This is a genomic window from Bacillus sp. REN16, from assembly GCF_020731355.1.
GTDB lineage: Bacteria > Bacillota > Bacilli > Bacillales > Bacillaceae_L > Ferdinandcohnia.
The window spans coordinates 95,251-113,105 of record NZ_JAJFZK010000007.1; the positions used below are offsets into that span (position 1 = coordinate 95,251).

The following is a 17,855-nucleotide window of genomic DNA, read 5'->3' on the forward strand; positions in this document are numbered from 1 at the left end:
ATAAACATTGCAAACGTTTAAATAGATACTTAGTCGACAATTTTGGCTACCTTTAAGATATTAGGTAAGGTAGATAATTCAACTAAAACCTGTTCATCGATATTTTGATCCACTTCGATTGTCATAAGAGCTTGCATCCCAACTTCTTTTCGTGCCACTTCCATATGTCCAATATTAATAGCGTATTTCGCAAGCACGTTAGCAACACCTGCTATCGCACCATAGCGGTCATTGTGGACGATAAGAATGGCTGGATGATTTCCAGATAAACGAAGCTGAAACCCGTTTAATTCAGTAATTTCAATTTTTCCCCCGCCAATGGAAATCCCGACAAGCTCTAATTCCCCTTCATCGTCACCAATCGAGACACGAGCGGTATTCGGGTGTTCAGGTATAGCTTCCTCAACGATGAAATTTATCTGCATTCCCGCATCTTTAGCGATTTCCAATGATGTTTTAATTCTTTCATCAAATGTATCAAAATCAAGTAATCCACCAATAATTGCTACGTCTGTCCCATGACCTTTATACGTCTCGGCAAATGATCCATAGAATGAAATTTTTGCCCATTTTGGTTCACGACCAAACAAGCTCCTTGCAACCCTTCCGATGCGAGCTGCCCCTGCAGTATGTGAACTTGATGGACCAATCATAACTGGTCCAATAATATCAAAAACACTTCTATACTTCATATATGCTCCCCCCTACTTACTTACGTTAATTTATGCGGAGTAAGGCAAACTGTGTTCCTACATATTACTCTATTTGTATCTGACGTTTTTAGCCACTGGAAATTGTTCCTAAACGTTGAAAATAGAAGGGATAAACCCTTCTATTTTGTAAACTTATTCAACTGAGAAAATAAATGCGTAAAGTGGTTGCTCACCATTATGTGTTTCAACCTCAATGTCTTCATATTCTTCTTCAAGATATTGAACAATTTGCTTGACTTCATCTTCTGAAGCATCCTGACCATAAATGACGGTAACAATTTCATCTTCATCGGCAGAAATAATCTTTGTTAAAAGATCTTTTGCAGCTTTTAGCTTATCCTTATCTGTAACGACAATTTTTCCTTCTGAAATTCCCATGAAATCGTCTTTAGCAATATCGATTCCATCAATATTGGTATCGCGAACTGCATATGTAATTTGACCCGTTTTTACATTACTTAATGCGGATGTCATTGTCGTCTGATTTGAATCCATTTCACCTGTTGGGTTAAATGCAAGTAAAGCTGACATTCCTTGAGGTACTGTTCGAGAAGGAACAACGATCACATTTCCTTCAATAACAGAAGCTGCTTGTTCAGCTGCCATGATAATATTCTTGTTATTAGGCAGAATGATAAAATTTTCCGCATGTATTGATTCAATTGCTTTTACAAAATCCTCAGTACTAGGATTCATCGTTTGTCCACCCTCAATAACCACATGGGCTCCGATACTCTTAAATAATTCTGTGATACCCGAACCCATTGCCACAGTGATGATCGCATATTTCTCTTTTTCCTTGTTACGTTTCTCTTGTACTGGAGAATGCTCTTCATCTTCATTTAGAATAGCCGTATGCTGTTCACGCATATTCTCAATCTTCATTTTAATTAAGCTTCCATAACGTTGGCCATACGATAAAACCTCACCAGGCTTTTCAGAATGGATATGTACTTTCACAATATCATCGTCGGAGATAACTAATAAAGAATCACCGTAACGGCTTAAATCATTTCGGAACTGATCTTCAGAAAATGGATGTTTGTTTGTTTTTTCCTGTTCAAACTTCACCATAAATTCTGTACAGTAACCAAAGACGATATCCTCTGTACTCATATGACTCTGAACACTTTTATGATGTTCTGCATTAACAAGTTCATTTAAAGATGGTGCTGCAATTGTCATATTCTCAATTGTTTCACCTTTTAATTCTGAGAGGAATCCTTCATATACAAGAACTAATCCTTGTCCACCACTATCTACAACCCCAACTTCCTTTAAAACGGGTAATAGATCTGGTGTGCGATTTAGTGATGCTCTTGCTTCTTTCACAAGCTCTTCCATCACTACAATTATATCTGTCTCATTTTCTGCAACAGAAACCGCATGTTTTGCAGCGTCTTTTGCTACTGTTAAAATTGTTCCTTCAACAGGTTTCATAACAGCTTTATACGCTGTTTCCACGCCCAATTCAAACGCTTGGGCAAATTCTGCAGCGCTCAACGTTTCCTTTTGTTCAATTGCCTTTGAAAAGCCTCTGAAAAGCTGAGATAGAATGACTCCTGAGTTACCGCGTGCACCCATTAATAATCCTCTAGCTAAGGATGCACCAACTTTTCCAATATGCGGGCTAACATTATTTTTTACTTCCTTTGCACCAGACGTCATGGAAAGATTCATATTCGTTCCGGTATCACCATCTGGAACAGGGAAAACGTTAAGGGCATCTACCATTTTTGAATTATTAGACAAGTGTGCAGCACCTAATAACACCATTTTTGCAAAACGTTTTCCATCTAGTATAGTAATTGACACTCAAATTTCCTCCTCTTTACGGGTTCGTTACACGAACTCCTTGCACGTAAATATTAACCGAGCTAGCAGCAAGTCCTACTGTGTGGTCTAATGTATATTTCACCTTTGATTGAACATTGTGGGCAACCTCAGAAATTTTCGTGCCATAACTAACAATTATGTACATGTCGATATGCACTTCATCATTTTCCTGACGAACAACAATACCACGGGTAAAATTTTCTTTACGTAAAAGCTCAGAAATTCCATCTTTAATTTGCTTTCTGGAAGCCATTCCGACAATCCCATAACAATCGATAGCAGCCCCTCCAGCAACCGTTGCAATTACCTCATTCGATATATCAATTTGTCCGTACTTCGTTTTTAATTCGATGGACATGAAAGTCTCCCCCTTTAAATTGTTCACCTTGGCTATAGTCATTTTACTATAATGTCGCATATATTAAAAGTAGTTCATAGGTTTGCCGTGAGTTCATTACCTCTTATTATATAGCTTTTTAAAATTTCTATGTCTTGACAAGTATTTTTCCTTGAAGCATTAGCTTTGAAGTATTGCAAAATCCCACTAGTTATGATAAATTATATAAGTATTTCTATAAGAAAGCGATTATGTTTGATTGTTGCTGTGCAAGTAAGGAGGGAAATAGAATGGCACGTAAATGTGTAATCACGGGTAGAAAAACTACCACTGGTAACGCTCGTTCCCATGCAATGAACGCTAATAAACGTAAATGGGGAGCAAACCTGCAAAAAGTTCGTATTTTAGTTGACGGTAAACCAAAACGCGTATATGTTTCTGCAAGAGCTTTAAAATCTGGTAAAGTTGAACGCGTGTAATAAAAAGCATTTAGCTCTTACATATGTAAGAGCTAAAAATATGCATAAAAAAAGCACCTATGTTCGGTGCTTTTTTTATCCTTTTTTAAATGATCCTAACATCGCACGGACGATACCGCCTAAGAACTTTGGTAATTTAATTGTATAAAATTTCATACTTTCCCTCCTCAATGCAATATCCACGTACTTTCATTAAATCATACGGTCTACCTTATTAATAATATTCAAATGAAAAAAAATAGTACCAAAGAACATATAAATAAAAGCAATTACATGTAAACCTACTTAAAACATTCTTATGCCAAATTGAATAAAAAAAGTACAATTCAATTAAAGTTCATTACTAAAAGATAGTTCTAACTTAGAAAAAATATGCAAAAAAAGCATATAAAAAAGAGCAGAAATTTCTGCTCCTTTTTACAGCCCGCGGATTGTTTTGATTGCTGTTTTCCGATTCTTTTGATTATAAATAGCCGACCCAGCGACTAAGACATTTGCGCCGGCCTCTACACAAAGCCTTGCTGTCTCCTTGTTGACTCCTCCGTCAACTTCAATTTCAACATTCAGATTCTTTTCTTTCACCATCCCGGCAACTTCTTCGATTTTAGGAAGAACGGACTGGATGAATTTTTGGCCACCAAATCCCGGGTTTACTGTCATTAACAAAACCAAATCAATATCCTCAATGACATGCTTAATCGTATCAACAGGGGTTGCCGGGTTTAAAACAACTCCAGCCTTAACACCATGAGATTTAATCAACTGAATGGTACGATGAAGATGCGGACATGCCTCAACGTGTACTGTTAAAAAGTCTGCCCCTGCTTTTGCGAAGGACGGAATGTATTGGTCAGGATTTTCTATCATTAAATGCACATCTAATGGCAATTTTGTAATCGGTCGAATAGCTTCGACAATAAGTGGACCGATTGTAATATTCGGAACAAAGTGACCATCCATGACATCTACATGGATATAGTCTGCTCCCCCATTTTCAACATCCTTGATCTCTTCCCCAAGCTTTGCAAAATCTGCTGAAAGAATGGATGGTGCAATTTTAATCATAGTTAATACCTCGGCTTTCTTTCCTTAATTTCTTCATAAAAACTCACATAATGATCGTAACGAAATTGTTCGATAATCCCGTCGTCTACACCTTGTCTAACAGCGCATTTCGGCTCAGAAATATGTGTGCAGCCACGAAATTTACAATTTGCACCTGCCTTATAGATTTCCGGGAAGCAATATGAAAGTTCCTCTGCTTCAATTGTAAGAAATTCCAACGAACTAAATCCCGGGGTATCTGCCACAAGCCCGTTGCCAACTTCAATTAATTCAACATGCCTTGTTGTATGTTTTCCCCGGCCTAATGATGCTGAAATTTCATTTGTTTCTAATTTTAAATCCGGTCTAAGTGTATTTAATAACGAAGATTTCCCAACTCCGGATTGACCGGCAAATACTGAAATCCGATTATCGAATAACGGCAGGAGCTGGTCAAGACCTTCCCTTTCCTTCGTTGATGTTAACAAGACACGATAGCCGATTTCCCGATAATTTCTTGCATATTCCTCTATTTTCTGAACTACATCAATCGAGATTAAATCCGTTTTACTAATGCAAATAATAGGTTCAATATCGTTTGATTCAATTAAAACAAGAAAGCGATCTAATAACAATGGACTGAAGTCGGGTTTAATAGCTGAAAAAACTAAAATAGCTTGATCAACATTTGCAATGGGCGGACGAACTAATTCATTTTTGCGCTCTAATACTTCTAAAATATATCCATCAGTATTATTTTCTGCCTGAAATACCACATTGTCGCCCACCAATGGGGTGACTTTATTTTTCCTAAAGACCCCTCTGCCACGACATTGAATCAGTTCTCCATCTTTGATTTGAACATAATAAAAACCGCTTAATGCTTTTATGATTTTGCCTTCGGGCATAGTTTCACTCCTTGTTTTAGTTCATTCGCAACGACCTATTCTTCTGAATACGGAATTTCCACTCGCTGAGAAGGTACATCATTAATAGACACCATGTACTCGGCCGTTTCACCAGGATTAATGACAAACGTAATATCAACAGAATATTTTTCCGTGATTTTAATTTCATCATATACATTCGTTATTTTATGCTCCGCATCTTGAATATAAATTTTCACTACTTGTGGATTACCTTCTTCATCAGGTGTGTAATCAACCGTTATGGTACGCTTCACACTCTTCGGTTTCTTTGGTTCAGGGCCTTTTGACATAATTACTTTTACCTCAGCACCCTTTGTTAATTCAGTTCCTTCTTCCGGTGATTGCGAAATAGCTTGACCTGCAGGAATCTCATCTGAAAATTGTTCCTCTGTTTGATTGATATTCAACCCAGTAGATTTTGCATATTCAGCAAGTGCATTTGCCGGATATCCTTTTAAATCAGCAAGTTTAATAGTTTCAGGTCCCTTGCTAATCGTAAAGGTGACATCTGTTTCTTCTGGAACTACCTCTTCACCTTCATCTATTGATTGTTTCAGGATGGTTCCATAAGCACTGTCATTAAATTCTTCTTCCTTATACACAAATAAATAATTTTCTTTTTCTAATTTGGCTTTAACTTCCTCGAAATCTTTACCAACATAATCTTTGAAAAGCACTTTCTTTTTACCGATACTTTCATATAAATCAATCTTAGCGCCTTCCTTAACGGAATCTCCTGCCTCAGGGTGAGTTCGAACAATATAGCCTTCTTGTATTTCTTGATCACTGATTTCAATCGTGTCACCAATTTTAAACCCTGCTTCCTCCAATTTGGAAACAGCCCGGTCGTAGGACATATTTGTAACATCTGGAACATCGACATCCTTCGGCAAAAATAAAGCTGGAAAAACAGTAACCGCAGCAACACCGGCTGCAATAATAAAGAAAAATATAATTGCAAGCGTTACTAAAAGCTTATTTTTCTTCTTCTTTTTCTTTGGTTTTGGCTCATCCTGCATAGTCTGATTCACGTTCTTCTGAGAGTCTCTAATTATTGTATCATTTGATAAAGGACTATTATCCTTGATTATTGGAATTGCTTTTGTCACTTCATCATCCATATCTGGTATCACAAATTTTGCTTCATTTAACCGATTTGGAAAGAGTGCTGTCTGCAAATCCTCTTCCATTTCTTCAACAGAATCATAACGATGGAATGGGTCTTTAGTAGTTGATTTTAGTATAATGTTTTCAACACTCTGTGGTATTGTAGCATTCCATCGTTTTGGTGAAGGGGTATCGGATTGTAAATGCTTTAAAGCAATGGATACTGCTGACTCACCTTCAAAAGGAACACGACCTGTTAAAAGTTCGAACATGACTATACCAAGAGAATAAATGTCAGACTTTCTTGTTGACATACCACCTCTTGCTTGTTCTGGTGATAAGTAATGAACTGAACCTAGCACAGAGTTTGTTTGTGTAATTGTTGTAGAGCTTAGAGCAACAGCAATCCCAAAATCAGTTACCTTTACTGTTCCATCATGATCAATTAAGATATTCTGGGGTTTAATATCACGATGAACAATCTGGTTTTGGTGCGCGTGTGTAATCGCTGAAGTTAGCTGCAACATAATGTTAATCGCTTCTTTCGGATGAAGCGGTGCATTTCGTTGTATGTATTGCTTCAAGGTTTGGCCTGGAACATATTCCATTACGATATAATAAATATCCTCTTCTTCCCCAACATCATATATGCTTACAATATTCGGATGTGCCAAGCTTGTAGCCGCATGGGCTTCTCGTCTGAAGCGTTTGATGAATTCTTCATCATTTGAAAAATCTAAACGGAGAACTTTAATAGCTACATCCCGCTCAAGAATTACGTCTCGTGCAAGATAGACATTTGCCATTCCGCCTCCACCAATGACTTCGAGAATTTTGTAACGGCCACTTAATCGTCTTCCAATAAGCATAGAATTATTCGCCCTCACTTTCAGACGTGTAATCGACGATTACGAGCGTGATGTTATCTTCTCCACCATTATCATTGGCTATTTGAACGAGTTTTTCGCACTTAATTTCGATAGAATCGTCACTTTCTAGTATGCTTTTTAATTCAGCTTCCGAAACTTTATTGGATAAACCATCTGAGCATATTAACAGCATATCGCCTTCATCTAAAATTAACGTTTTTAAGTCTATTTGAACCTGTGTTTCCGTTCCTAACGCACGTAAAACGACATTTTTACGGGGATGATGCTCTGCATCTTCCTTAGAGATATGCCCGGAACGAACAAGTTCATTAACAAGCGAATGATCTTCAGTAATTTGTTGGAACCCGTGGCCATTCAAACAATAGCAACGACTATCTCCAATATGGGCTACCGTCGTAAATAAGTCTGTACAAATTGCAGCAACAACAGTCGTTCCCATACCTTTACATTCTTCATTTTTTTGTGAATGTGTGTAAAGATTTTTATTAATTGTTGAAATATGCTCTTTAAGCCAACTTTCAGCTAATTCAGATGTGAAAATTTTTTCACTTGTTTCCCAGTAGGACTGGAGCTGAGATGTTGTCATTGTACTTGCAACATCACCAGCTAAATGTCCACCCATTCCGTCAGCCACAACAGCTAATACTTGTCCATCCTTATTTAGATAGACACCACAGCTATCCTCATTAATTTGCCTTACTTTCCCCCGGTTAGTCAAAAAGAACGACTTCATAAGTTTCACCTCGTCTCCTCTTTACGCTCCTTTGCTCGTAATTGACCACAAGCAGCATCAATATCATGACCTTGTTCACGTCGAATAGTAACATTAACACCATGCTTCTTTAATGTCTTTTCAAATTCAAAGATTTGCTCTCGTGGTGTTCTCACATAATCGCGCTCAGGAACATAATTGACTGGAATTAAGTTCACATGACACTTAATCCCTTTTAGTAGCTCTGCTAGTTCTTCAGCATGTTCAACTTGATCGTTGACACCACCAAACAACCCATATTCAAAGCTAATTCGTCTACCTGTTTTTTCAATATAATAGCGTACAGCTTCCATTAAATCAGGCAATTTATATGCGCGATTAATCGGCATCAACCTGCTTCTTATTTCTGTATTAGGTGCATGTAAAGAGATAGCAAAATTTATTTGTAATTTTTCATCTGCAAACTTATAGATTTTTGGAATAATTCCACTTGTTGAAACGGTAATATGACGGGCACCAATATTTAAGCCCTTATCATGATTAATAATTTTTAGGAATGAAAGCATTTGGTCATAATTATCAAATGGCTCACCTATCCCCATGATCACAAGATGGCTTACTCTTTCGCCAAGTTCATCCAGTGCCTTTTGAACCTTTACAACTTGGGCTACAATTTCTCCGGCCTCTAGATTCCTTTTTAATCCTCCAAGCGTTGAAGCACAGAAGGTACAGCCGATGCGGCAGCCTACCTGGGTTGTCACACATATGGAGTTCCCATAGCCATGTTTCATAAGAACTGTTTCAATTGAATATCCATCATGGAGTTCGAATAAGAACTTCATCGTTCCATCAGCAGATGTTTGCTGAATGATGGTCTTAAGAGTTGTAATCGTAAACTGCTCGGCAAGCTTTTGTCGCAGTTCATTTGATAAGTTAGTCATCTCATCAAAAGATGTAACTCGCTTCGTGTACAGCCATTCAAAAATCTGATTTCCTCGAAATTTCTTCTCACCATTTTCGATGAGCCAGTTCTCAATTTCTTCTAATTGAAGAGAATAAATGGACGGTTTAGAATTTGGTAAGTTTTGTTTTTTTCTTCTAGTTGTTTGTACTTCTTCCAATACATTACACCTGCTTTCTTAATCTTGCAATATAAAATCCATCTGTTCCAAAATAATGTGGATAAAGCTGAAGCTGTCCGTTTTTAATATATGGTTTCACTATTTCAGGCAGGTAATTTTCAATTGTCTCATCTAGCATATAATCTTTATTTTGTTCAAGGAAGGCTTTGATAACACCTTCATTTTCTTCATAATCTATTGTACATGTGCTATACACGAGTATACCATCTTTTTTTAATAAAGATGAAACCTCTGTTAAAATGTCTAATTGTATTTTTGCTAGTTTTTCATTGTCTGATTCTGATTTTGAATATTTGATGTCTGGCTTTCTTCTAATAACCCCAAAGCCTGAACAAGGGGCATCGACGAGAATTTTATCAAAGCTCCCGGCCTCAAAGAATTCCCTTGATTTTCTACTATCGAGGGCCTTGGTTTCAACATTTTTAAGCCCTAACCGTTCGACTGCTTCATTAATTAATTTGATTTTATGTTCATGAAGGTCAATTGAAACAACCTTACCAGTATTTTGCAGTAATTCGGCAATATGTGTTGTTTTACCACCCGGCGCGGCACAGCTATCAAGAATCTGATCATCTTTTCCAACACCAAGCGCACGGGCGACCAGCATAGAGCTCTCATCTTGTATAGTGAAATACCCTTCCTTAAAGGCTTTTGCATTTACTAGATTTCCGCCAACTGCTTTAATGGCATCAATAGCTAGGCTCCCTTCTTCTACTTCAATTCCTTCCTTTTTTAGCAAGTGAAGAAGCTCTTCCTTAGTTGTTGCAATCCTATTGACTCGGGCTGTTTGTTCCGGGGGAGTACAATTTACCTCACACATTTTTCGCGTTTCTTCCAGTCCAATTTGCTTAGTCCAACGCTTAACAAGCCAAATCGGATGGCTTGTTTCAATTGCAAGTCGCTCCACTACATCTGTAAGTTGGTCTAATGATGGCAAGCCTTCCCGTTGAATGGAACGCAGCACTCCATTTACAAGTGACGCAGTCCCTTTATGTCCTCTATTTTTTGCAATCTCAACTGCTTCAAAAAAGATAGCTCGTTCTGGAACCCGGTCCAAAAAGACCATTTGGTATAGCGAAAGCCTCAATAGAATTCTCACCCATTGATCAAGCTTTTTGCTCTTTTTTAAAAATGGAGCTAAATAAAAGTCCAATGTGTCTCTGCGTTGGATTGTACCATAAACAATCTCTGTCAGCAGACCAATGTCCTTTCCTCTTACCTCATGCTTTTTAATCATTTGGTTCAAGAGGAGATTACTATATGCCTGATTTTTTTCTATTTGTAATAAGATTTCAAGTGCTACATCTCGAACATTAGTTTTCGTCATAATTGTCTCCTAACTGAGTTCCTACCTGTAAATCTGTTCCCAGCAAAAATTGCTCAGCACTCATCTTTTTCTTTCCTGCAGGCTGGAGCTGGGTGATTCTTATACATGTAGTATTCCCAGTCGAAACAATGAACCCATCTTTTTCAATCGAAACAACAGTACCCGGATTTTTTGATGTGCTTGATAGTACCTTATCTCCCCACCATATTTTCATTACATCCCCATTTAATGTGGTATAGGCAACAGGCCATGGGTTAAGCCCGCGAATATGGTTATAAATAGCCTCCCCATCTTTTGCCCAATCTATTTTTTCCTGTTCGCGTTTTATATTTGGGGCAAAGGTCGCTTTCGAATCATCCTGTTTAATCGGGGTTATTTTATCATCTAAAAGTAAAGGAATTGTTTCTGATAAAAGCTTTGAACCCGCCACACTTAATTTGTCATGCAATGAACCAACATGGTCTGACTCTAAAATTGGAATTTCGACTTGTGTTAAAATATCACCCGCATCTAGCTTTTCAACCATATACATAATGGTAACACCAGTTTTTTCCTTCCCTTGAAGGATTGAATAATGAATCGGGGCCCCGCCCCTAAGCTCAGGCAGTAATGATGCATGAACATTTATACATCCATACTTAGGAGCCTCTAATAATTCATTTGGCAGGATTTGTCCAAATGCTGCAGTTATGATTAAGTCTGGCCGATAGCTTAATACCTGTTCAATTTCTTGTTTCTCTCTAATTTTATTTGGTTGTAAGACAGGGATATTCTGCTTTAATGCCTCAACCTTAACGGGTGGAGGGGTTAACACTCTTTTTCTTCCAACCGGTCTGTCTGGTTGAGTTACAACAGCTACAACCTCGTAGCCATCCTCTATTATTTGACGTAAAACAGGTACTGAAAAGTCTGGAGTACCCATAAAAACAATACGTTCCATATTATTACCTACCCTTCAATTTCTCCTTCTTCATAATAACTGTTCACCTTTGATGTAAATAAAATGCCATGAAGGTGATCGATTTCATGCTGAATCGCACGCGCCAAGAAATCTCTTGCCTCAATAACAAAAGTTTTACCTTTCCGGTTCTGAGCCCTAACCTTAACGTATTCATGGCGTGTTACCTCACCAAAAAGGTCCGGAAAACTGAGACAGCCTTCTGGACCCACCTGTTCCCCTCGTTGTTCCAGGATCATGGGATTAATTAGTTCAACAAGTCCGCGCTCGTCCCCTATATCAACGATGGCGATTTGTTTTGCAATTCCAACCTGAGGGGCGGCTAATCCAACACCGTCCGCCTCTAGCATGGTGTCATACATATCTTTTATTAATTTTGATAGTTTTCGGTCAAAGGTTGTCACCTTTTCACATTCAACCTCAAGTATTTCATTTGGATATTTAACAATCGGTAATAAAGACAAGCGAGTTCCTCCAACATTCTACTTTTTTACTAGTCTCTCTCTTTTATCGTAACTTTAAACTACATCATGATATATGGGTTTAAGTCAATTGATAATGTGAGGGAGTTTTGTGCAATTTCCCTCTGGTAACGATCCAAAATCCCTTTTAACAGTTTAGTAAGATTTGGCTCATTTTTGTATTTTATCATGCATTGATATCGATATCTATTATTAATACGGGCAATCGGTGATGTTACCGGACCTAAGATGATTGATTGATTTGATAAGGAATTTCGTAAATAAATTGCAATTTTCTCAGCAACATCAACTGTTTTTGTGAGTTCCGGATGTGTCACTGTGACTAATGCCAGATAATAAAAAGGTGGATAAGCATGGGCCTTCCTAATGCCCATTTCATTTTGATAGAATCCATCATAATTATGATGACTTGCAAGCTCAATACTATAATGCTCAGGTGTATAGCTTTGAATCACTACCTCACCTGGCAGTTTGTGCCGTCCCGCTCTTCCGCTAACCTGTGTCAGAAGCTGAAATGTTTTTTCGGAGGAACGAAAATCCGGCAGATTGAGCATCGTATCTGCGGTTAGCACACCGACCAATGTGACATTTGGAAAATCCAATCCTTTTGCAATCATTTGTGTTCCTAATAAAATATCTGCCTTTTGCTCACCGAATTCCTTCAATAATTTCTCATGCGCACCTTTTCGGCTTGTTGTATCAACATCCATGCGAATAACCCTTGCTTCTGGCAACACCTTTGCAAGCTCTTCTTCAACCTTTTGAGTGCCAGTTCCAAAAAACCTGATATGCTCACTTCCACACTCATTACAAGTAGTAGGCATGAAGGTTTCATAACCGCAATAATGGCATTTTAAGCGGTGATTTGTCCTGTGATACGTTAATGAAATATCACAATGAGGGCAATTTGCAACATACCCGCAATCTCTGCACATGACAAAAGAAGAATGTCCACGTTTATTTAAAAATAAAACAGATTGTTCCTTTCGTTCAAGTCTTTCTGTTAATTTTTCAAATAAGGCACTTGAAAACATCGAGCGATTACCATTACGCAATTCCTCGCGCATATCGACAATTTCAACTGTCGGCAATGGCCTATTATTGACTCTTTCCTTTAGTGTGATTAGTTCATAGACTTTTTTCGAGGCACGTGCAAAAGATTCGAGAGTTGGTGTTGCACTTCCTAGGATGACAGGAGCATTATGGAGCTGACCACGGAAAATGGCCACATCTCTCGCATGGTATCTCGGGTTATCTTCCTGTTTATAGCTTGATTCATGTTCTTCATCGATAATTATGATCCCCAAATTTTCAAATGGAGCAAATATTGCGGATCTCGCTCCAACTACGACGCTAACTTCCTTTCGGTAAATTTTTCGCCACTCATCATATTTCTCACCAATTCCAAGACCACTATGCATCACTGCAACACGAGAACCAAAACGACCCTTGAATCGACTCACCATCTGTGGGGTAAGTGAGATTTCAGGGACAAGGACTATCGCTTCTTTCCCCTTTTTCAATACAGCGTCAATCGCCTGCATATAAACCTCTGTCTTTCCGCTTCCGGTAACACCATACATTAAAAACACTTTATGGATGACATCTTCGATAGAGTTAAGAATTGGAGAAATCGCATTCTGCTGTTCAGCGGTCAATGACATTGGTGTCGTTTGCTCAAACTGCTTGTCCGCATATGGATCGCGATATACCTCAATATTTTGTTCGATGATAAGGTCTTTCTTTACCATTGTACGAATCGTGCTGTCGGTAACACCAACTTCACGCAAGAGGTCCTTTAAAAGAAATGGCTTATTATTTTTCAGAAAAAACTCGAGTACTTGTTTCTGTTTTTTCGCGGTCGCGGGCAGCTCTTGAACCATTTTTTCAGCATCTTCAACTGAAAGTGCCAACTGCACTTGTTTCACCGTTTTCTTGTTGCTGCGATTTTTCACTTTGTAGACTACTTCCAGAAGGCCTTTTCTTATATCCTTTTGGTAAATATGCAATAAATCATTTTTTTCGGCATCTTCCCAATGAACATCATCTTTCCGTTCAAAGGAAGCTTGAATCGCTGGCTCCAATTCAATTCTTTTCGATGGATCAAGGAGTCTTATTTCTTTTTCATATTTCGCCCGCATAGCAGAGGGAAGCATTGCTTGTAAAGCAGATATCGTAAAGCAAAGTGTTTTTTCTGTTAACCATTTGCCTATATGAAGAAGCTCTTCATTTAAAGCAGGTGTGAGATCAAGCAAAGAATGAATTTCCTTAAGTTTATTCACTTCGGCCTTATTCGAAACATTTATCACAAAGCCCTGGACTTTTCGAGGGCCGAAAGGTACGACGACCCTCATTCCAGGTACAATCACATCACTCCATTTATCAGGAACGATATAATCATATGGTTTATCTGTTTGCATTGCAGGCACATCTACAATAATGCTGGCAATTTTCATTTCTTTTCGCCATCCATCATCTTTTTCACTTCACGAAGTAATGCTTTTCCAACATCAAGTTTTGTCATCATTGGTAATTCCAACTGTGTTCCATCTTTTTTATAAATAGTTACAAGATTTGTGTCCGTACCAAATCCCGCTCCCTGTGTAGTCACATTGTTTGCAACAATCATATCAAGATTTTTTGATGTTAGTTTCCGTTTGGCATATTCATCAATATTGTCTGTTTCAGCGGCGAAACCAACTAAAAATTGGTGATCCTTTTGCTCACCTAAAGTTTTTAAAATGTCAGTTGTTCTCTCAAACTCCAGAACTAGTTCTCCGCTCTTTTTTTTCATTTTCCCATCATAAACCTGTTTCGGGCGATAATCCGCAACTGCTGCTGATTTGATGACAATATCACTTTGTTTGTAAAAAGTCATAACTTGTATAAACATATCTTCTGCGGATTCAACAGAAATCACTCTTACATTAGGTGGTGCTGGGAGATTAGTTGGCCCGGATACTAAAGTAACTTCTGCCCCCATTTTATTTGCAGCTTCGGCAATCGCATAACCCATTTTTCCAGTTGAACGATTTGTAAAGAAACGAACTGGATCAAGCTTTTCACGAGTAGGTCCAGCTGTAATCAGGATCTTTTTTCCTTGTAATAATGGTCGTTCCATGAGATGAGCAGCAATGAGTTCAACAATTTTTTCCGGCTCTTCAAGACGCCCTTTTCCAACATAGCCACAGGCTAAATACCCTTCAGATGGTTCAATAAACTGGTACCCGTCCCCCGCTAACATATCGATATTGCGTTTGACTGCAGGATGGTCGTACATATGAACATTCATCGCCGGAGCAATCCAAACAGGAGCAGTCGTCGCAAGCAATGTTGATGTAATCATATTATCTGCAATTCCATTTGCAAGCTTGCCGATTGTATTCGCTGTTGCCGGTGCAACAACCACTAGATCTGCCCAATCTGCAAGATCAATATGGGCGATAACAGCAGGATTTTTTTCATCGAAGGTATCAAAGTATACGTCATTTCTTGAAAGTGCTTGAAAAGTTAATGGAGTAACAAATTTCATTGCAGATTCGCTCATGATTACTTTTACTTCGGCACCTGCCTGGGTTAGCTTGCTTGTTAAGGCCACTGCCTTATATACCGCAATCCCACCACTTACACAAAGCAGTATTTTTTTACCCTTCATTTGAATCCCCCTCCTTAAAAAAAGCTAACTTTGTAAAAAAATAACAACCTTCATGAGAGGTTGTTATTTTCGATTATTCATTAGTTTTATACGCTGTATCAATCGCAGCTTTCTTATCAATTGAATAATAAAGAAGACCCGCATCGATTTCTTCTAGTGCTTTACCAACTGATTTAAAGGATACAGGCTTTTGTACCATTCCATCATTTCTTTCTTGCATGACCCTTGCTCTTTTAGCTGCAACAGTTACAAGTGTGTATTTGGAATTTAATTTATTTAATAATGAATCAATAGATGGATCTAACATTAAAAATCAACCTCCAGCATTTGTTTATATCGTCTTGCCACACGGTCACGGCGACAATGTTCAGCCGTAACGATCGCATTAATTCTGTCGCAGGCACGCTCTACTTGATCATTTTCAACAACATAATCATAGGCGTCCATCATTTCAATTTCCTCTTTTGCCACCTTCATTCTGTTAAGAATTAAATCATCAGTTTCAGTACCCCTCGTAACGATTCTATTCTTTAATTCCTTTAGACTTGGTGGAGCTAAGAAAATGAATAAACCTTCTGGGAATGCATTTCTCACTTGAAGGGCACCTTGTACCTCGATTTCTAAAAATACGTCATTGCCTTCTTGTAAGGTTGATTCCACATAGTCAATTGGGGTTCCATAATAGTTCCCAACATATTCTGCCCATTCAAGAAGCTTGTTGTTTTCAATTAATCGTTCAAACTCCTCTTTCGATTTAAAAAAGTAATCGACACCGTCCACTTCTCCTGCGCGGGGCTTTCTCGTCGTCATTGAAATGGAGTATTGAAATCTCGTATCAGGCTGTGAAAAAATCGCTTTTCGGACAGTGCCTTTTCCCACACCAGATGGACCTGATAAAACAATTAGTAAACCTCTTTCTTTCATTCGTCCTTAACCCTACCCTTCGTCTGTTAGCTCATCTTCTTTAGATAGTCTTTGTGCAACTGTCTCTGGCTGAACTGCTGATAGAATAATATGGTCGCTATCCATAATCATAACGGCGCGAGTCCTTCTTCCATATGTAGCATCAATGAGCATTCCTCGATCACGAGCATCTTGAATAATTCGTTTAATCGGAGCAGATTCGGGACTCACAATTGAAATAATTCTGTTGGCCGAGACAATGTTCCCGAATCCGATATTAATTAATTTAATTTGCACTTAATCTCCCCCATTATGTACCCCTCTATTTTTGCCGCGAAAATGGCTTTATAATCAAGCTTATTCAATATTTTGAACTTGCTCTTTTATTTTCTCTAGAAAACTCTTCAATTCCACCACATGTTTTGCAATTAATGGATCATTTGCCTTTGAACCGATTGTATTTGTCTCCCTGTTCATTTCCTGCACTATAAAATCAAGTTTTCTGCCAATTGGCTCATTCGATTGTGTAGTTTCCCTAAATTGACTAATGTGGCTTTCAAGACGTGTAAGCTCTTCACTGATATCCGCTTTTTCCGCAAATAATGCAACCTCTGTGAGAATTCGATTTTCATCAAAGTCATTTCCCACATATTCTTTTATTCTTTTTTCGATTCGGTCACGATAATGAGTAACTATTTTTGGCGCATATTCTTTAATGGTATGTACAATTTCTTCAATTTGTTCAAGAAATGAAAAAATATCTTCGATTAATTTTTTTCCTTCAATTTCCCTCATTTGTTTCAATTGAAGTGCTGCACTTTCAATGACCTCAAGGATGATTGGTTCTACTTCCTGATTCTCCATTTCCTTTTCATCAATGGAGAGAATATTTTCATTAGAAAGCAGCTGTCCGGTTGTGATTTGATCGGAAAGCTGATATTTTTCTTGGATTTGCTTTGTTGATGTAACTAAAGCATCTAAAAAATCCCAGTCTATGGAGATTGTTTTCGATACCAGACTATCGCCTTCAATTGTAAGGAATACTTCGACACGCCCTCTTTTCACATGTTCAACTATTGCTTTTTTTATTTTATCCTCAAGAAACAGCAGTTGTCTAGGTAATCTTATATTGATTTCGCAAAATCGATGGTTTACAGATTTCAGCTCTGCATTTACGGAAAAAGAATTGGATTCTTTTTTAGCCCGTCCAAAACCCGTCATACTTGCTATCACAATAACACTTCCAATCTTACATAACAGGTATATCTATAAGTTCGTAATAACTATACTTATTTTACCATTGTTTTCTAAAACCGAATAGTTCTTACTACGTAAAAAAGG

19 protein-coding genes are annotated in these 17,855 nt (G+C 38.0%); 1 reads left to right on the forward strand and 18 read right to left on the reverse strand.

Going from position 1 to position 17,855, the window contains the following annotated elements:
* Positions 1-29: 29 nt before the first annotated feature.
* The 3 genes from sdaAB to LKW28_RS11215 all read right to left on the reverse strand — a co-directional run bounded on the left by sdaAB (position 30) and on the right by LKW28_RS11215 (position 2,907).
* Positions 30-692, reverse strand: coding sequence for an L-serine ammonia-lyase, iron-sulfur-dependent subunit beta (gene sdaAB, locus LKW28_RS11205; protein ID WP_229140453.1), 663 nt, complete (start codon positions 690-692; stop codon positions 30-32).
* Positions 693-845: 153 nt separating this feature from the next.
* The gene (locus LKW28_RS11210; protein WP_229140454.1) at positions 846-2,528 is read right to left on the reverse strand and encodes a DAK2 domain-containing protein; all 1,683 of its coding nucleotides are present in this window, start codon (positions 2,526-2,528) and stop codon (positions 846-848) included.
* A gap of 16 nt (positions 2,529-2,544) precedes the next feature.
* Positions 2,545-2,907: an Asp23/Gls24 family envelope stress response protein gene (locus LKW28_RS11215; protein ID WP_229140455.1), complete on the reverse strand. Its 363-nt coding sequence runs from the start codon at positions 2,905-2,907 to the stop codon at positions 2,545-2,547.
* Between the two features lie 269 nt (positions 2,908-3,176).
* On the opposite strand from LKW28_RS11215, the gene rpmB reads away from it, so the two are divergent.
* Positions 3,177-3,365 (forward strand): 50S ribosomal protein L28, encoded by a 189-nt coding sequence (gene rpmB, locus LKW28_RS11220; protein ID WP_229140456.1) that lies wholly within the window; start codon positions 3,177-3,179, stop codon positions 3,363-3,365.
* A 75-nt stretch (positions 3,366-3,440) separates the two neighbouring features.
* Here rpmB and spoVM read toward each other — a convergent pair whose 3' ends face one another.
* The 15 genes from spoVM to LKW28_RS11295 all read right to left on the reverse strand — a co-directional run bounded on the left by spoVM (position 3,441) and on the right by LKW28_RS11295 (position 17,747).
* Complete coding sequence (gene spoVM, locus LKW28_RS11225; RefSeq protein WP_010282530.1) at positions 3,441-3,521, reverse strand: stage V sporulation protein SpoVM; 81 nt, start codon at positions 3,519-3,521, stop codon at positions 3,441-3,443.
* Between the two features lie 261 nt (positions 3,522-3,782).
* Complete coding sequence (gene rpe / locus LKW28_RS11230) at positions 3,783-4,430, reverse strand: ribulose-phosphate 3-epimerase (protein WP_229140457.1); 648 nt, start codon at positions 4,428-4,430, stop codon at positions 3,783-3,785.
* Between the two features lie 2 nt (positions 4,431-4,432).
* Positions 4,433-5,317 carry a ribosome small subunit-dependent GTPase A gene (rsgA, locus tag LKW28_RS11235; RefSeq protein WP_229140458.1) on the reverse strand — a complete coding sequence of 295 codons (885 nt, stop codon included), beginning with the start codon at positions 5,315-5,317 and terminating at the stop codon, positions 4,433-4,435.
* 35 nt (positions 5,318-5,352) lie between these two features.
* Entirely contained in the window at positions 5,353-7,314 is a 1,962-nt protein-coding gene (pknB, locus tag LKW28_RS11240; RefSeq protein ID WP_229140459.1) for a Stk1 family PASTA domain-containing Ser/Thr kinase, read from the reverse strand.
* Positions 7,315-7,318: 4 nt separating this feature from the next.
* A complete protein-coding gene (locus tag LKW28_RS11245) occupies positions 7,319-8,068 on the reverse strand; it encodes a Stp1/IreP family PP2C-type Ser/Thr phosphatase (protein ID WP_229140674.1) in 750 nt (249 codons plus the stop codon).
* A gap of 5 nt (positions 8,069-8,073) precedes the next feature.
* Positions 8,074-9,168, reverse strand: a complete 1,095-nt coding sequence (rlmN, locus tag LKW28_RS11250) for a 23S rRNA (adenine(2503)-C(2))-methyltransferase RlmN (RefSeq protein ID WP_229140460.1) — start codon at positions 9,166-9,168, stop codon at positions 8,074-8,076.
* Between the two features lie 4 nt (positions 9,169-9,172).
* Entirely contained in the window at positions 9,173-10,516 is a 1,344-nt protein-coding gene (gene rsmB, locus LKW28_RS11255) for a 16S rRNA (cytosine(967)-C(5))-methyltransferase RsmB (RefSeq protein ID WP_229140461.1), read from the reverse strand.
* Positions 10,503-11,456 carry a methionyl-tRNA formyltransferase gene (fmt, locus tag LKW28_RS11260; protein WP_229140462.1) on the reverse strand — a complete coding sequence of 318 codons (954 nt, stop codon included), beginning with the start codon at positions 11,454-11,456 and terminating at the stop codon, positions 10,503-10,505. The genes rsmB and fmt overlap by 14 nt, the downstream gene beginning before the upstream one ends.
* A gap of 8 nt (positions 11,457-11,464) precedes the next feature.
* Complete coding sequence (gene def / locus LKW28_RS11265; RefSeq protein ID WP_229140463.1) at positions 11,465-11,938, reverse strand: peptide deformylase; 474 nt, start codon at positions 11,936-11,938, stop codon at positions 11,465-11,467.
* A gap of 59 nt (positions 11,939-11,997) precedes the next feature.
* Positions 11,998-14,412, reverse strand: coding sequence for a primosomal protein N' (priA, locus tag LKW28_RS11270; RefSeq protein ID WP_229140464.1), 2,415 nt, complete (start codon positions 14,410-14,412; stop codon positions 11,998-12,000).
* Entirely contained in the window at positions 14,409-15,611 is a 1,203-nt protein-coding gene (gene coaBC, locus LKW28_RS11275) for a bifunctional phosphopantothenoylcysteine decarboxylase/phosphopantothenate--cysteine ligase CoaBC (protein WP_229140465.1), read from the reverse strand. The genes priA and coaBC overlap by 4 nt, the downstream gene beginning before the upstream one ends.
* 73 nt (positions 15,612-15,684) lie before the next feature.
* Positions 15,685-15,918, reverse strand: a complete 234-nt coding sequence (gene rpoZ, locus LKW28_RS11280; protein WP_229140466.1) for a DNA-directed RNA polymerase subunit omega — start codon at positions 15,916-15,918, stop codon at positions 15,685-15,687.
* Positions 15,918-16,535, reverse strand: coding sequence for a guanylate kinase (gene gmk / locus LKW28_RS11285; RefSeq protein ID WP_229140467.1), 618 nt, complete (start codon positions 16,533-16,535; stop codon positions 15,918-15,920). The genes rpoZ and gmk overlap by 1 nt, the downstream gene beginning before the upstream one ends.
* Before the next feature lie 12 nt (positions 16,536-16,547).
* Complete coding sequence (gene remA / locus LKW28_RS11290; RefSeq protein WP_010282579.1) at positions 16,548-16,811, reverse strand: extracellular matrix/biofilm regulator RemA; 264 nt, start codon at positions 16,809-16,811, stop codon at positions 16,548-16,550.
* A gap of 60 nt (positions 16,812-16,871) precedes the next feature.
* On the reverse strand, positions 16,872-17,747 hold the full coding sequence (locus tag LKW28_RS11295; RefSeq protein ID WP_229140468.1) for a YicC/YloC family endoribonuclease: 876 nt from the start codon (positions 17,745-17,747) through the stop codon (positions 16,872-16,874).
* Between the last annotated feature and the right edge of the window lie 108 nt (positions 17,748-17,855).

Bases quoted from the DNA above. Each gene is read 5' to 3' on its own strand.
- rpoZ (WP_229140466.1), bottom strand. From the start codon at position 15,918: ATGTTAGATCCATCTATTGATTCATTATTAAATAAATTAAATTCCAAA.
- rsmB (WP_229140461.1), bottom strand. From the start codon at position 10,516: ATGACGAAAACTAATGTTCGAGATGTAGCACTTGAAATCTTATTACAA.
- LKW28_RS11215 (WP_229140455.1), bottom strand. From the start codon at position 2,907: ATGTCCATCGAATTAAAAACGAAGTACGGACAAATTGATATATCGAAT.
- rpmB (WP_229140456.1), top strand. From the start codon at position 3,177: ATGGCACGTAAATGTGTAATCACGGGTAGAAAAACTACCACTGGTAAC.
- pknB (WP_229140459.1), bottom strand. From the start codon at position 7,314: ATGCTTATTGGAAGACGATTAAGTGGCCGTTACAAAATTCTCGAAGTC.
- fmt (WP_229140462.1), bottom strand. From the start codon at position 11,456: ATGGAACGTATTGTTTTTATGGGTACTCCAGACTTTTCAGTACCTGTT.
- sdaAB (WP_229140453.1), bottom strand. From the start codon at position 692: ATGAAGTATAGAAGTGTTTTTGATATTATTGGACCAGTTATGATTGGT.
- coaBC (WP_229140465.1), bottom strand. From the start codon at position 15,611: ATGAAGGGTAAAAAAATACTGCTTTGTGTAAGTGGTGGGATTGCGGTA.
- spoVM (WP_010282530.1), bottom strand. From the start codon at position 3,521: ATGAAATTTTATACAATTAAATTACCAAAGTTCTTAGGCGGTATCGTC.
- priA (WP_229140464.1), bottom strand. From the start codon at position 14,412: ATGAAAATTGCCAGCATTATTGTAGATGTGCCTGCAATGCAAACAGAT.
- rsgA (WP_229140458.1), bottom strand. From the start codon at position 5,317: ATGCCCGAAGGCAAAATCATAAAAGCATTAAGCGGTTTTTATTATGTT.
- rpe (WP_229140457.1), bottom strand. From the start codon at position 4,430: ATGATTAAAATTGCACCATCCATTCTTTCAGCAGATTTTGCAAAGCTT.
- gmk (WP_229140467.1), bottom strand. From the start codon at position 16,535: ATGAAAGAAAGAGGTTTACTAATTGTTTTATCAGGTCCATCTGGTGTG.
- LKW28_RS11245 (WP_229140674.1), bottom strand. From the start codon at position 8,068: ATGAAGTCGTTCTTTTTGACTAACCGGGGGAAAGTAAGGCAAATTAAT.